The organism is Enterococcus sp. C76 (assembly GCF_040886985.1).
Taxonomy (GTDB): Bacteria; Bacillota; Bacilli; order Lactobacillales; family Enterococcaceae; genus Enterococcus_B; species Enterococcus_B lactis.
Map to the genome: position 1 here is coordinate 358,222 of NZ_JBFOEY010000001.1, position 15,888 is coordinate 374,109.

Annotated in this window: 10 protein-coding genes and 1 pseudogene; 9 read left to right on the top strand and 2 right to left on the bottom strand. The window is 38.9% G+C overall.

The features are described 5' to 3' along the window. The first annotated feature begins 89 nt into the window (after positions 1-89). From hrcA to AB3I00_RS01840, 6 genes and pseudogenes are all read left to right on the top strand, one after another. Entirely contained in the window at positions 90-1,133 is a 1,044-nt protein-coding gene (hrcA, locus tag AB3I00_RS01815; RefSeq protein ID WP_002294449.1) for a heat-inducible transcriptional repressor HrcA, read from the top strand. A gap of 93 nt (positions 1,134-1,226) precedes the next feature. Then, positions 1,227-1,790: a nucleotide exchange factor GrpE gene (grpE, locus tag AB3I00_RS01820; protein ID WP_002292135.1), complete on the top strand. Its 564-nt coding sequence runs from the start codon at positions 1,227-1,229 to the stop codon at positions 1,788-1,790. A 50-nt stretch (positions 1,791-1,840) separates the two neighbouring features. After that, positions 1,841-3,670, top strand: coding sequence for a molecular chaperone DnaK (gene dnaK / locus AB3I00_RS01825; protein ID WP_002292134.1), 1,830 nt, complete (start codon positions 1,841-1,843; stop codon positions 3,668-3,670). 150 nt (positions 3,671-3,820) lie between these two features. Further along, a complete protein-coding gene (dnaJ, locus tag AB3I00_RS01830; RefSeq protein ID WP_002292130.1) occupies positions 3,821-4,987 on the top strand; it encodes a molecular chaperone DnaJ in 1,167 nt (388 codons plus the stop codon). A gap of 358 nt (positions 4,988-5,345) precedes the next feature. Then, positions 5,346-5,971: pseudogene (locus tag AB3I00_RS01835) on the top strand (ATP-binding cassette domain-containing protein). Positions 5,972-5,973: 2 nt separating this feature from the next. Continuing rightward, on the top strand, positions 5,974-6,912 hold the full coding sequence (locus tag AB3I00_RS01840; protein ID WP_368024672.1) for a hypothetical protein: 939 nt from the start codon (positions 5,974-5,976) through the stop codon (positions 6,910-6,912). Positions 6,913-7,038: 126 nt separating this feature from the next. On the opposite strand, the gene AB3I00_RS01845 is transcribed toward AB3I00_RS01840, so the two are convergent. Then, a complete protein-coding gene (locus AB3I00_RS01845; RefSeq protein ID WP_002292113.1) occupies positions 7,039-7,776 on the bottom strand; it encodes an amino acid ABC transporter ATP-binding protein in 738 nt (245 codons plus the stop codon). Position 7,777: 1 nt separating this feature from the next. Further along, on the bottom strand, positions 7,778-9,280 hold the full coding sequence (locus AB3I00_RS01850) for an amino acid ABC transporter substrate-binding protein/permease (RefSeq protein ID WP_002292110.1): 1,503 nt from the start codon (positions 9,278-9,280) through the stop codon (positions 7,778-7,780). A 258-nt stretch (positions 9,281-9,538) separates the two neighbouring features. Here AB3I00_RS01850 and uvrB point away from each other — a divergent pair, with 258 nt between their 5' ends. The 3 genes from uvrB (at position 9,539) to AB3I00_RS01865 (ending at position 15,887) form a co-directional block, all read left to right on the top strand. Next, entirely contained in the window at positions 9,539-11,533 is a 1,995-nt protein-coding gene (uvrB, locus tag AB3I00_RS01855) for an excinuclease ABC subunit UvrB (protein ID WP_123837849.1), read from the top strand. A 9-nt stretch (positions 11,534-11,542) separates the two neighbouring features. Further along, entirely contained in the window at positions 11,543-14,359 is a 2,817-nt protein-coding gene (gene uvrA, locus AB3I00_RS01860; RefSeq protein WP_002314835.1) for an excinuclease ABC subunit UvrA, read from the top strand. A 262-nt stretch (positions 14,360-14,621) separates the two neighbouring features. Continuing rightward, the gene (locus AB3I00_RS01865; RefSeq protein ID WP_368024673.1) at positions 14,622-15,887 is read left to right on the top strand and encodes a D-aspartate ligase; all 1,266 of its coding nucleotides are present in this window, start codon (positions 14,622-14,624) and stop codon (positions 15,885-15,887) included. Position 15,888: the final 1 nt, after the last annotated feature.

Here is a 15,888-nt window from a genome sequence, read left to right on the forward strand (position 1 = left end):
TCTTTCTCTTGACAGGAGAAGGGCTTCTTGCTATATTTATAAGTGGATTAGCACTTAGAATCTATGAGTGCTAATGAGAGGTGAGGAAGATGTTAACAAAGCGACAAAACGACATTTTACGTCTGATCATCCAACACTATACGAGTAGTGGCGTGCCCGTTGGTTCCAAAACATTGATGTCTGAGGGAGTCAAGGCCAGTTCAGCAACGATTCGCAATGATATGAAGGCATTAGAAGATGAAGGGTTGCTGTTGAAGACTCACTCTTCTTCTGGGCGGATTCCATCTGCTTTAGGCTATCGTTATTATGTGGATCATTTGTTAAAACCTGCTCGCGTAGCAGAAGATGATCTGCTGCTGATACGTCAGTCTTTAGGTAGAGAATTTCACGAGATCAATGAGATCATTAAGCAATCTGCTGAGATCTTATCTGAGCTGACAAGTTATACGACTTTTTCGTTGGGACCTGAAATAAAAGACCGCCGATTAACAGGCTTTCGTATCGTACCCTTGAATAATCGACAGATCATTGCGATTGTCGTGACAGATATGGGAAATGTAGAAAGCCAAGTGTTCACTCTTCCCGAATACATGGGAAGTCAGGAACTAGAAAAAATGGTGCAAATTGTAAACGACCGTCTAGTCGGGGATCCTCTGATGACGGTGTACCATAAACTACGTACAGAGATTCCGATGATTCTTCATAAATATTTCCAGACGACAGAAGGGATGTCCCAGTTGTTTGACACCGTTCTTGGTCATGTATTTGAAGAAAAAGTTTATGTTAGTGGACAAATGAATCTCTTGGATTATGAGCCCCGTCAAGATCTTGATCAGTTTAAATCGATGTTTTCTTTTATGAAAGACTCCGATGGACTTACACAAATGATCACTCCGATGGATAGTAATATTCATATCAAGATCGGTGCTGAATTAGGTAATGATTTATTGCAGAATATGAGCATGATTCAAGCAAGTTACGAGATAGATGGTCATGGAAGAGGTACAATAGCCTTGTTGGGGCCGACTAGTATGCCTTATTCTCGGATGTTTGGTCTAGTGGATGTTTATCGAAGAGAACTAGCAGCTAAGCTTGCTGATTACTATCGATCACTTGACTTGTCAAACTCGTAATGTGAATAACGAAGCTATTTGCAGCTGATCGTTCTCTCTTTCTTAGTAAGAGCAATCAAACAGCTGACTGAATAATGAAAGGAAGACTGTATCGTGAAAGAAAATCAAGAAGAACTAGATAAAGAAATGACAGATGCTCAGCCAGAACCGGAAATCGATGTCGAAGCTGCAGAAGATTCAGGCATTTCAGAAGTTGAAGCGGAAGAATTCGAATCAGCAAAATTAAAAGCTGAATTAGAAGAAATGGAAGATAAATATTTGCGGGCTCGTGCGGAAATCGCAAATATGGCAAATCGAGGAAAAAATGAACGTGAGCAATTACAAAAATACCGTTCACAAGATTTAGCCAAAAAATTGCTTCCATCAATTGACAATCTGGAACGTGCATTAGCCACAGAAGTGTCAGATGATCAAGGAGCAAGCTTGAAAAAAGGCGTGGAAATGGTCTTGGAAAGTTTACGTAACGCACTGGAAGAAGAAGGAATCGAGAAAATCCCTGCTAAAGGAGAATCCTTTGATCCTAATCTTCATCAAGCAGTACAAACTGTTCCAGCGACTGAAGATACACCAGCCGATACGATTGTAGAAGTACTACAAGAAGGCTATAAATTACATGATCGCGTGTTAAGACCAACTATGGTCATTGTTGCACAATAATTGTGCGGATATAAAACTTACACTTTCAATTAAAGAAGGAGACGTTAATTATGAGTAAAATTATCGGTATTGACTTAGGTACGACTAACTCTGCAGTAGCAGTACTAGAAGGAAACGAAGCAAAAATCATCGCTAACCCAGAAGGAAACCGTACAACACCTTCTGTTGTATCATTCAAAAATGGAGAAATCCAAGTAGGGGAAGTGGCAAAACGTCAAGCTGTGACAAACCCAAATACGATTTCATCAATCAAACGCCATATCGGTGAAGCTGGTTACAAAGTAGATGTAGAAGGCAAATCATACACACCTCAAGAAATCTCAGCAATGATTCTTCAATATATCAAAGGATTTGCAGAAGATTACTTGGGTGAAAAAGTCGAAAAAGCAGTTATTACTGTACCAGCTTACTTTAACGATGCACAACGTCAAGCAACAAAAGATGCTGGTAAAATCGCTGGTTTAGAAGTAGAACGTATCGTCAATGAACCAACTGCAGCTGCTCTTGCTTATGGTTTGGATAAAACAGATCGTGACGAAAAAATCTTAGTATTCGACCTTGGTGGTGGTACTTTTGACGTATCAATCCTTGAATTAGGAGACGGTGTCTTTGATGTATTGTCAACAGCTGGTGACAACCATCTAGGTGGGGATGACTTTGATAACAAAATCATCGACTACATGGTAGCAGAATTCAAAAAAGAAAACAGCATTGACTTATCTCAAGATAAAATGGCGTTACAACGCTTGAAAGATGCTGCTGAAAAAGCGAAAAAAGATTTATCTGGCGTATCAAGCACACAAATCAGCTTACCATTTATCACAGCTGGTGAATCTGGACCATTGCACTTGGAAATGACATTGACACGTGCAAAATTTGATGAATTAACAGCTGACTTAGTAGAACGTACGAAAGTACCAGTACGTCAAGCACTAAAAGATGCAGGTCTATCACAATCAGAAATCGACGAAGTTATTTTGGTCGGTGGATCTACTCGTATCCCTGCAGTTGTAGAAGCAGTACGTAAAGAAACAGGAAAAGAACCAAACAAATCAGTTAACCCTGATGAAGTAGTTGCGATGGGTGCTGCTATCCAAGGTGGCGTAATCACTGGTGATGTAAAAGATGTTGTTTTACTTGACGTTACGCCATTGTCATTAGGTATCGAAACAATGGGCGGTGTATTCACTAAATTGATTGACCGCAATACAACGATCCCAACAAGTAAATCACAAGTGTTCTCAACTGCGGCAGATAATCAACCAGCAGTAGATATCCATGTATTACAAGGTGAACGCCCAATGGCTGCTGACAACAAAACACTAGGAAGATTCCAATTGACAGATATTCCAGCAGCTCCTCGTGGTATCCCACAAATCGAAGTAACATTCGATATTGATAAAAACGGGATTGTAAATGTATCTGCGAAAGATCTAGGTACACAAAAAGAACAAAAAATCACGATTAAATCTTCTTCAGGTCTAACAGACGAAGAAATCGAACGTATGGTAAAAGATGCAGAAGCAAACGCTGAAGCAGATAAAGCTCGTAAAGAGGAAGTTGACCTACGTAATGATGTAGACGCATTGCTATTCTCTGTGGACAAAACATTGAAAGAATTAGAAGGCAAAGTGGACGAAGAAGAAGTGAAAAAAGCAGAAACAGCTCGCGATGAATTGAAAGCCGCTGTTGAAGCAAACAACATCGAAGAAATGAAAACTAAACGCGATGCATTGAACGAAATCGTTCAAAACTTGACTGTTAAACTATACGAACAAGCGGCACAACAACAAGCTCAAGAAAACCCAGAAGCAGCTCAAGGCGGAGCAGATGATGTCGTTGATGCTGATTTTGAAGAAGTCGATGGCGACGATAAATAATCAGTTCACTGAATTTCGAGAGAAGGCCAAAGTTGCTACTTTGGCTTTTTCTTTTGAAAAATAGTTTGAAGTATCGGTTTTTGTTTCAAACAAAATATGATATGATAACAAGCGACGTGAAAATGATGATAACCAATAGGAGGAAAGCCTATGGCAACAAAACGTGATTATTATGAAGTCTTAGGGCTCTCAAAAGGAGCATCAGAAGATGAAATAAAGAAAGCTTATCGTAAGCTTTCAAAAAAATACCATCCTGATATCAATAAAGAACCTGATGCGGAAGAAAAATTCAAAGAAGTATCAGAAGCTTATGAAATTTTAAGTGATCCGCAAAAACGCGCTGCATATGACCAATACGGGCATGCAGGTACAGATCCAAATTACGGTGCTGGTGGAGCTGGTGGCGGATTTGGTGGATTCGGCGGCTTCTCTGGCGGCGGATTCGGTGGTTTTGAAGATATCTTCGATTCTTTCTTTGGAGGAGGCGGTCGTTCAGTCGATCCCAATGCGCCTCGTCAAGGTGCTGATTTGCAATATACGATCGACTTATCTTTTGAAGAAGCAATTTTTGGCGTAGAGAAAGAAATCAAGTACAATCGGGAAGAGATCTGTCATACTTGTGGCGGAAATGGGGCAAAACCAGGTACGCAACCAACTACTTGTCATAAATGCCATGGTGCAGGTACGATCAATGTAGAACGCCAAACACCGCTTGGACGAGTGATGAGCCGTCAAACTTGTGATGTTTGTCATGGGACAGGAAAAGAAATCAAAGAACCTTGTCCAACCTGTCATGGCTCAGGTCATGAGAAGAAAGCTCACTCAGTCAAAGTGAATGTACCAGCTGGGGTAGAAGAAGGACAACAAATGCGTCTAGCTGGTCAAGGAGAAGCCGGAGAAAACGGCGGACCATTTGGTGATTTGTATGTGGTCTTCCGTGTAGAAGAAAGTGATATCTTTGACCGTGAAGGCTCTGAAATTTACTATGAATTGCCTTTAAGTTTTGTACAAGCAGCTTTGGGCGATGAAGTCCAAGTACCAACTGTCCATGGAGATGTGAAACTGAAGATTCCTGCTGGTACACAGACAGGTACGAACTTCCGTTTACGTGGAAAAGGCGCTCCGAAGTTACGTGGTGGTGCAACGGGCGACCAACATGTCAAAGTAAAACTGATCACGCCGAAAAATCTAAATGAACAACAAAGAGAAGCGTTACGTGCATTCGCTGAAGCTGGCGGCATCAAAGTAGAAGAACAACAAGAAGATGGTTTCTTCGATAAATTCAAAGATGCTTTTGGCGGGAAAAAGCGGAAGTAGCTTTTCTAGTAAAAAACACAAGTGTCAAAAAGACTTACCAAAAATTTCTATTTCTAGAAAAAATTGGTAAGTCTTTTATTTTTTTATGTATTAACACTTAGTAATGCTAGTTTTCAATAGCGTTTATTAGGGCGGGGAAAAAGGGATCTAGGAAATGAAATAAGGGGATGGCTATCACTTTCTATATTGATAAAAAGTTGATAATGAGCCATTACTATATTTTGGTAAAATATAAATAAATAAAAAAAGTCGATTGATTGAATTAGTTCATTTTGATTGAAAAAGTTAAAAAAGTATATGGTAGGAGTACATGGTAATGGTGGTTCTACATAGTACTAATCTATTCAGGAGTTTGTCTATGAAACTTATTGATTTTTCTAAACGATTTGGGCAAAAAATCTTATTTGATCATCTGTCATTCACATTTGATCAAAATAAAATCTATTATCTTTATGGGGATAATGGCATTGGCAAAACCACTTTATTTCGCTGCATTGTCGGTATTGATAGCTACTCTGGAACGATTGAAAAAACAGGTAGTTGTTTTTGTGTTTTTGACTCCACCCCGTTTTACTTGAATCTAACTGGATTAGATAATCTGATTTTACTGACAAGAAATCGGCAAATAAAAGAACTAATCTCTAAACAAAAAATCGATTTTTTACCCCTTTCATTTTTATCGTATGTGAAAGTTAAGAACTATTCTCTGGGAGAAAAAAGATACTTTCGCTGCTATTGCTATTGTTGCTTGCGCCCCGAGTTGTTTTATTAGATGAAGTGTTGAATGGATTAGATCAAAAGAATCGAAAAGTGCTACTTTATTGCTTAGTTCAGCTGAAAAAAGAAGCTACAGTCATCTTAAGTGGTCATGAAGAATATTACTTGGAAATGGCTGATGAGTTATTAAATGTAAAAAACGGAAAAATAGAACCTATCACGTCCGAGGATCTACGCAGCTTTTTTATTTCAACAAAAAGGAGGTAAAAATGCTTTTTGAATTTTATTATCAAAGACGTTCGAAAATATTTTACCTTTTTCTTTCAATAATATTGTTGCTTTCTACTTTGATGTTCGTTTCTCAAGTAATGCTCATTCAAAGTCATCTTCGTCATTTCCAATATTATGTAGAGGAAGCCTTGGCAAGGGGTGAAACGATCCAAGAAATACTTGAACAACCTTTTTCTATCAGTATGAACCAAAATACTGAAATAGTTGACAATCCGTTGAAATATCATTACGTTGCTTATCATTCCAGTTTTGCTGCTTTAAATGTCCAAAACGGGGTCAATCAATTATTGTCTTCTTCGTTTTTTGTTCTCTTTCCTTTTTTTTCGGGGGTATACGGGATAATAATAGCAAATGCAGATATCAAATACCATACAACGAAAATCAGGCGCTGTTTGGATTCTCAATGGCAAATCAATCGTCATAAGATAGGAGCGGGGTTTCTTAGTTTGACTATTTTTATACTCGCTTCTCTCAGTTTATTTTTGACGTTGCAGTCTTTTTCAAGATTTTTTGTTCAGGCTGACAAATCGACACAAATCGATGAAGCGTTAATTAGGCAAATATCTTATCTTGAGAAAGCGCCGCTTCAATTGAGTGTCCTATTGGGGTTCGCATTTCTTTCCTTTTTAGTTTGTTATTATTTTACAACAGTCGTAAAGAATTCTTTCATCACCCTATGTCTTTTAGGAAGCTATTTTCTTTTTTTGCCACCACTAGGAAAATATGATCTCAAGAATATTTTGTTATATCTATATCCTAAAATATTTAATACAAATGCTTCAACTTTTAGGATCAATTCGGGTACGAGGGCTGAGTTTGGTATGTTCCATGTGTGCATTCTATGTGGAATGATTGTTCTATATGTATACTTGATGGAATTCGTGCAACAAAAATATAGTGTTATCACGGAAAAATAAAAAGGCTGAAACATAAGTCAAGTAAATAGGTCTCCAAGAGATAGGTGTATTTCTTTGTAACTTCATACATCAATCTTTTGGAGGTACCTGTTTTCAGTGACTTTGTCTCAGTCTATAGAAGTAAATTTAAATATTTAATACTTTGTTCAAGAAATCTTTTGTCCGTTCATTTTGCGGATTTTCAAAGATTTGTTGAGGCGTTCCATCTTCTAAAAAGTTTCCGTCGTCAATGAACATGACGCGATTGGCTACTTCTTTAGCGAACCCCATTTCGTGCGTAACGATAACCATCGTCATACCTTGTTCTGCCAATTTTTTCATGACGTTCAAGACATCACCGACCATTTCAGGGTCGAGTGCAGAAGTAGGCTCATCAAAAAGCATGATGTCAGGATTCATCGCTAGAGCACGAGCGATAGCTACACGCTGTTTTTGTCCACCGGAAAGCATTTCAGGATACATATCTTTTTTATCTTCTAGACCAACTGTCTGTAGCAATTTGATTGCTTTTTTCTCTGCTTCTTCTCTGGATTCTTTCTTCAGATCCATCGGTGCTAAAATGATGTTTTCCAAAATAGAAAGATGAGGGAATAGGTTAAAGTGCTGGAATACCATTCCAATATGTTGTCTCACCAAGTTGATATCTGTGCTTTTATCCATCAAGTGGGCGCCGTCAATAATGATCTCACCGTCAGAAGGTTCTTCTAAACGATTCAAGCAACGTAAGAATGTACTTTTTCCTGAACCTGAAGGGCCGATGATACAGACGACATCTCCTTCGTTGATGGATACGTTGATGTCGTTTAATACTGTGTTATCGCCGTATTTTTTGACTAGATGCTCAACTAAGATTTTTTCTGCCATCTTACTTCACCTTCTTTTCTAAAACTTTCGCTAATTTTGTCAATGCTGTGATCAAGATCAAGTACATGATCGCGATGATCAAATAAACATACGTACTTTGTGTCGTACGTGCAACGATGATCTTACCAGTTTGTAGCAATTCGACTACACCGATTGCGGAAATGATTGTTGTATCTTTCAATGAGATAACGAACTGATTCACGAATGATGGAATCATGATGCGTATCGCTTGTGGTAAAATGATTTTTTGCATCGTCCGATTATAAGAAAGACCCAGACTTCTAGAAGCTTCCATTTGTCCGACAGGAACGGCATTGATTCCGCCTCGAACAATCTCTGCGATATAAGCACTTGCGTTAAGAGTCAAGGTGATAACACCAGCGATGAAGTCGGGGATCGTAAATCCAACGATACCAGGCAATCCAAAGAAAATAAAGAATGCAAGAACCATCATCGGAATCCCACGGATGATATCGACATAAATGCTAGCAACCGTGCGAAGCGCGCGTATTGGTGCTACACTGAATAATCCAAAAATCACACCGATCACTATAGCTAAAGCAAAGGAGATCAAAGTCAAGAGAATCGTTCGCCAAAGTCCTTTTAACAATGCTTGATAGTTGTTTTGGATAAGTCCAAGAAATGTCGATTCATCAGCTGCGGAAGAATCACTAGAAGATTCTGAACCATCTGCTACATATTCTTTGATGATCTTATCGTACTCGCCTGTTCTTTTTAATTCTTTCAATCCTTCATTGAACATATTAAGAAGTTCAGGGTTTTGTCCTTTTTTGACGGCAAATGCATACTTTCCGCCAGATTCTTTTTCAATCGGTGTTTCCAATTCTTGTCCTTGTTTGATCGCATAACCAATTACTGGATAATCATCCATCATGGCATCGATTGCGCCAACTTTCAACCCGTCATACAATTGATCGGCAGCATCAAAATATTTGATAGAATAGCCGTATTCAGATTCATGATCGCTTAAAAATTCTGCACTTTCGGTTCCAACTTTTGCTCCGACTGTTTTTCCTTTCAAATCTTCATAAGACTTGATCGAAGTGTCGCCTTTTTTGACAGCTAATTGAATTCCGCTGTCAAAGTAAGAATCAGAAAAATCGTAGCTTTTCTTTCTTTCGTCCGTTACCGTCATTCCGGCAATCATCCCGTCTGCTTGTCCTGATTCTAAAGCTTGCAAAGCAGCGGAGAATCCACGATAGTCCATTCGGATGTTGAATCCTTGCAGCTTGGCGATGCTTTCCATCAATTTTACATCGATGCCCTCGTACTCACCGTTTGCGTTTTGAAATTCAAATGGAGCAAAAGCAGAGTCGCTGGCAATTACGTATACGTCTTTTTTGGGCTCTATTTTTTGCATTGTCTCGCTTGTGCTTGACTCTGCCGTTGTAGTGTTGTCAGCTTGTGCAACATGACCAAACGCAAGTGTCACAAGTCCTGTCATTAAGAAAACAAATGAGTGAAATAAATGCTTTCTTTTCATAATCAACCTCCTAAATTTCCAATATTTTATTATTATAGGCGAAAAGTGCTGAATCAGACAAGACTGTAGGCTCGAAAAAATGAAAAAAATGCGAGTTTCTAACATTCTATGTTATAAAATGTAACATGGGCGATGAGAGAAAAAAGTGGCGAAAGTATGTTCGGTGTGGTATAATTTTTTAGTAAGGAATGCCTTTGCTTTCCTTTTCTTTTTATTGGTCGTAAAATGAAAAGGAATGAATGAAAAGGAGGACAAAGAATGATTGAAAGAGATACCTCCCGACGCTTTGAGCTTGTCTCGAAATACCAACCGGCTGGTGATCAGCCTGAAGCGATTAACCAATTAGTGGATGGCGTAGTCGGCGGGAAAAAAGCACAAATTTTATTAGGTGCGACTGGAACAGGGAAAACATATACGATTTCCAATCTTATTGAGAAAGTGAATAAACCAACACTGATTATTGCCCATAACAAAACATTGGCTGGTCAGCTGTACGGGGAATTCAAGGAATTTTTCCCTAACAATGCTGTTGAATATTTTGTTTCTTATTATGATTATTATCAGCCTGAAGCTTATGTGCCTTCAAGCGATACGTATATCGAAAAAGATTCAAGTGTAAATGATGAGATCGATAAATTACGACATTCGGCTACTAGTTCATTATTAGAAAGAAATGATGTGATCGTCATTTCATCCGTTTCATGTATTTTTGGATTAGGTTCGCCTTTTGAGTATCAAAAACAAGTCGTTTCGATTCGACAAGGAGCAGAATTAGATCGCAACCAGTTGATTCGTGACTTAGTCAGTATCCAGTTCGAAAGAAATGATATAGATTTTCAGCGCGGTCGTTTTCGAGTGCGTGGTGATGTCGTGGAGATTTTCCCGGCTTCAAGAGATGAACGTGCCTTACGAGTGGAGTTTTTTGGAGATGAAGTCGAACGTATCCGAGAAGTCAATGCGCTGACAGGTGAAGTTTTAGGAGAAACGGAACATGTAGCAATCTTTCCGGCAACTCACTTTGTGACGAATGACGAACATATGGAGCATGCCGTAGCGAATATCAAAGCAGAATTAGAGCAGCGTTTAGCTGTTTTACGAAATGAAAACAAACTTCTAGAAGCTCAACGTTTAGAACAGCGAACCAATTACGATATTGAAATGATGTTAGAAATGGGCTACACTTCAGGAATCGAAAATTATTCCCGGCATATGGACGGACGTAAAGAAGGCGAACCGCCTTATACGCTATTGGATTTCTTTCCTGAAGATTTTTTGATCGTGGCTGACGAATCGCACGTGACCATGCCTCAAATCAGAGGAATGTATAATGGCGACCGAGCGAGAAAACAGATGCTAGTAGATTACGGTTTCCGTTTGCCATCTGCTTTAGATAATCGGCCGCTTCGTCTAGAAGAATTTGAAAAACATGTCAATCAGATCATTTATGTCTCTGCGACACCAGGACCATATGAATATGAACAAACAGATACCGTTATCCAACAAATCATCCGTCCGACAGGGCTGCTTGATCCAGTAATCGAAGTCCGCCCAATCATGGGACAAATCGATGATCTAGTAGGCGAAATAAATGAACGGGTCGAAAAAGATCAACGGGTGTTTGTAACGACATTGACGAAAAAAATGGCAGAAGACCTCACAGATTATTTCAAAGAATTAGGAATCAAAGTCAAATATCTGCATAGCGACATCAAAACGTTGGAACGAACAGAGATCATTCGAGATCTACGATTAGGCGAATTTGATGTGTTAGTCGGAATCAATTTGCTTCGTGAGGGATTAGATGTACCTGAAGTTTCCCTTGTTGCTATCTTGGATGCAGATAAAGAAGGCTTTTTACGTAGCGAACGTTCCTTAGTCCAAACGATTGGGCGAGCTGCTCGTAATGAAGAAGGTAAAGTAATCATGTACGCAGACAAGGTGACGGATTCTATGCGTTTAGCGATGGATGAAACGTCAAGACGTCGTACAATTCAGCAGAAGTACAATGAAGAACATGGGATCGTTCCAAAAACGATCATTAAAGAAATCCGAGATTTGATTTCTATTACGAAAGAATCGGAAGATGATACAAAAGAAGCGGTACAAGTCTCGTACGAAGAAATGACGAAGGAAGAAAAAGACACGTTATTGATGAAATTAGAAAAAGAAATGAAAGATGCGGCAAAAGCTTTGGATTTTGAAACAGCCGCTAATGTGCGAGATATGATTTTAGAATTAAAAGCTTCGAAGTAGGAGGACAACATGGCTAACGATAAAATTACGATTCATGGTGCACGTGCCCATAACTTGAAAAATATAGATGTCACGATTCCACGAGACAAATTCGTGGTCGTTACAGGTTTGTCCGGTTCTGGAAAAAGTTCCTTAGCATTTGATACACTGTATGCCGAAGGACAGCGGAGATACGTAGAAAGTCTTTCTGCGTATGCCCGCCAGTTTTTAGGTCAAATGGATAAACCAGATGTAGACAGCATCGACGGATTGAGTCCGGCGATTTCTATTGATCAGAAAACAACAAGTAAAAACCCTCGATCGACAGTAGGTACTGTGACGGAAATCAATGACTATTTACGCTTGTTGTTTGCTCGTGTAGGACATCCGATTTGTCCCAACGATCATATCGAGATTACCAGTCAATCAGTAGATCAAATGGCAGATCAAGTAATGGATTTGCCTGAGCGCACAAAGATCCAAGTATTGGCACCGATCGTGGTAAAGAAAAAAGGACAACATAAAAAAATATTCGAAAGAATCCAAAAAGAGGGATACGTCCGCGTTCGAGTCGATGGTGAAATCTATGATTTAAGTGAAGTGCCTGAACTGGAGAAAAATAAAAAACATGATATCGCGATCGTCATCGACCGGATCATTGTGAAAGAAGGGATTCGTTCTCGTCTATTTGATTCTTTAGAGGCAGCCTTGCGACTGGCAGATGGCTATGCTTTGGTTGATGTGATTGGCGAAGAAGAAATGTTGTTTAGTGAACACTATGCTTGTCCTTATTGCGGATTTACTGTTGGTGAACTAGAACCAAGACTATTCTCCTTCAATGCGCCTTTTGGAGCTTGTCCAGACTGTGATGGTTTAGGCGTCAAATTAGAAGTCGATCAAGATTTAGTCATTCCAGATAGAACGAAGACGCTTAGTCAAGGTGCAATCGTTCCATGGAACCCAATCAGCTCTCAATATTATCCTCAAATGTTAGCGCAGGCTTGCGAAAGTTTCGGTATCGATTTGGATACACCATTCGAAGAATTACCGGAAGAACATCAGGAGATCATCTTAAATGGGACAGATGAACTTTTCCATTTCCATTATGAAAATGATTTTGGTGGCGTTCGCGATGTAGAAACAACTTTCGAAGGAGTATTGAAAAATATCGAACGTCGTTATCATGATACGAACAGTGATTTCACGCGTGAGCAAATGCGTCTTTATATGACCGAATTGACTTGTCAGACGTGTAAAGGTTATCGTTTGAATCCTCAAGCATTATCTGTTCAAATCAATGGAACGAATATTGGGCAAACAAATGAATTGTCTATCCAAAAAGCAGTAGACTTCTTCTCAAACCTTACATTATCTGAACAAGAAAAAGTGATTGCCAAACCGATTTTAAAAGAAGTAAATGACAGACTTTCATTCTTAGAAAATGTCGGATTAGACTATCTAACCTTGAGTCGTGCTTCGGGAACGTTATCTGGAGGAGAAGCACAGCGAATCAGATTGGCTACGCAAATTGGATCGAATCTTTCTGGAGTTCTGTATATTTTAGATGAACCATCGATCGGATTGCATCAACGCGATAATGATCGACTGATTGGCTCATTGAAGAAAATGCGTGATCTTGGCAATACACTCGTTGTGGTCGAACATGATGAAGATACGATGTGGGCAGCAGATTATCTGATTGACGTCGGACCTGGAGCAGGGGAACAAGGCGGACAAATCGTTGCTGCAGGTACTCCTGAAGAAGTAGCTAATGATGAAAATTCTTTGACAGGGAAATATCTTTCAGGGAAAAAATCGATCCCGGTGCCAAAAGAACGCCGTAAAGGTAATGGGAAAGCAATCAAGATTACTGGTGCTTCAGAAAACAATCTGAAAAATATCAGTGTCGAATTTCCTTTAGGAGAATTTGTAGCAGTAACAGGTGTGTCTGGTTCTGGAAAGAGTACATTGGTCAATAGTATCTTAAAGAAATCATTAGCGCAGAAATTAAATAAGAATTCTGCCAAGCCAGGTAAATTCAAGACAATTTCCGGCTACGAAAGTATCGAAAAGATCATCGACATCGATCAAAGCCCAATCGGACGGACGCCGAGAAGTAATCCAGCGACTTATACGAGTGTCTTTGATGATATCCGTGGGTTATTTGCTCAAACAAACGAGGCAAAAATGCGGGGATATAAGAAAGGTCGTTTTAGTTTCAACGTAAAAGGCGGTCGTTGTGAAGCGTGTCGCGGGGATGGGATTATTAAGATCGAAATGCACTTTTTGCCTGATGTCTATGTTCCTTGTGAAGTATGTCATGGCAAACGATATAACTCTGAAACATTAGAAGTACATTACAAAGGAAAAAGCATTGCAGATGTTTTGGAAATGACGGTAGAAGATGCTGTAGAATTCTTCAAGCATATTCCAAAGATCCATCGCAAACTGCAAACGATCGTTGATGTTGGCTTAGGGTATGTGACGATGGGGCAACCAGCAACGACATTGTCCGGTGGCGAGGCGCAACGGATGAAACTTGCCAGTGAATTACACAAAATCTCTAATGGAAAGAATTTCTATATATTAGATGAACCAACGACTGGTCTTCATAGCGACGATATCGCCCGTTTGCTGCAAGTGTTACAAAGATTAGTAGACGCTGGTAACACAGTTTTAGTGATCGAACACAATCTAGATGTAATCAAAACAGCCGATCATATCATTGATTTAGGACCAGAAGGCGGAGAAGGCGGAGGAACGATCCTTGCGACTGGAACTCCAGAAGAAATCATTGATGTAAAAGAAAGCTATACAGGTCACTATTTGAAAAAAATAATGGTATAAAGAAGAAAGATTGCTGAGATAGTTAAAAAAACATAAAAAAATGAATTTTTGCTTGTTTTCTTAATACCAGTGTTCTAGAATCATTACATGGTAGTTCTTTCTACACTGATTGGTATAGATAAAAACTTCCTATAAGTTCAATCCGTTCAAAAAAGAATTGAGCAATCGGAGGAGTTTCCTTTGATTGCTTTTTTCTTTATGGTATGATATTCCTTGTGTAGTTAGAAAAGAAAAACAAGAGATTATGAGTAAGTGAGAGATAATGATGAACAGTATTGAAAATGAAGAATTTATCCCTATATTATTAGGAAGCGACATGAACGTTTATGGTATGGCACGTTCTTTTAATGAAGCATACGGCAAAGTCTGCCAAGCATATGCTTCTGATCAATTAGCCCCTACCCGCTACAGTAAAATCGTCAATGTAGAAGTCATTCCAGGATTTGATAAAGACCCTGTATTTATCGAGACGATGCTTCGTTTGGCAAAAGAAAGATATTCTGATAAGAGTAAAAAATATCTTTTGATCGCTTGTGGTGATGGGTATGCAGAATTGATCTCTCAACATAAGCAAGAGCTGTCAGAATATTTTATCTGTCCGTATATTGATTATTCTTTATTTGAAAGACTGATCAATAAAGTAAGCTTTTATGAAGTTTGTGAAGAATATGATCTTCCGTATCCTAAAACATTGATTGTCAGAGAAGAAATGTTAGTAAATGGACGCTTAGAACAGGAATTGCCTTTTGAATTCCCGGTTGCTTTGAAACCCGCAAACAGTGTGGAGTACCTTTCTGTTCAATTTGAAGGAAGAAAAAAAGCGTTTATTCTAGAAACGAGAGAAGAGTTTGATTTGATCTTAGGTCGGATCTATGAAGCCGGTTATACTAGTGAAATGATCGTACAAGATTTTATCCCGGGTGATGATAGTAATATGCGTGTGCTAAATGCGTATGTAGATGAAGATCATCAAGTTCGGATGATGTGTCTTGGTCATCCACTGTTAGAAGATCCTACACCAGCATCGATTGGAAATTACGTTGTGATCATGCCAGATTATAACGAAAAAATCTATCAAACCATTAAAGCATTTTTGGAAAAAATCGAATATACCGGCTTTGCCAATTTCGATATGAAGTATGATCCTAGAGATGGAGAATATAAATTATTTGAAATCAATTTGAGACAAGGACGTAGCAGTTTCTTTGTGACATTGAACGGCTTGAATCTGGCTCGTTTCGTCACAGAAGATCGAGTGTTCAACAAACCCTTTGTTGAAACGACCTATGGAACGAATCAATCAGATAAAGCAAGATTATGGATGGGTGTGCCCAAAAAAATCTTTTTAGAATATGCTCGGGAAAATGAAGACAAAAAACTAGCTGAGCGAATGATCAAAGAAAATCGTTACGGCACTACTGTATTTTATGAAAAAGATCGGTCAATCAAGCGCTGGATGTTGATGAAATATATGTTCCATAACTATATTCCAAGATTCAAAAAGTATTTTCATGTGAAAGAAGGCTAGT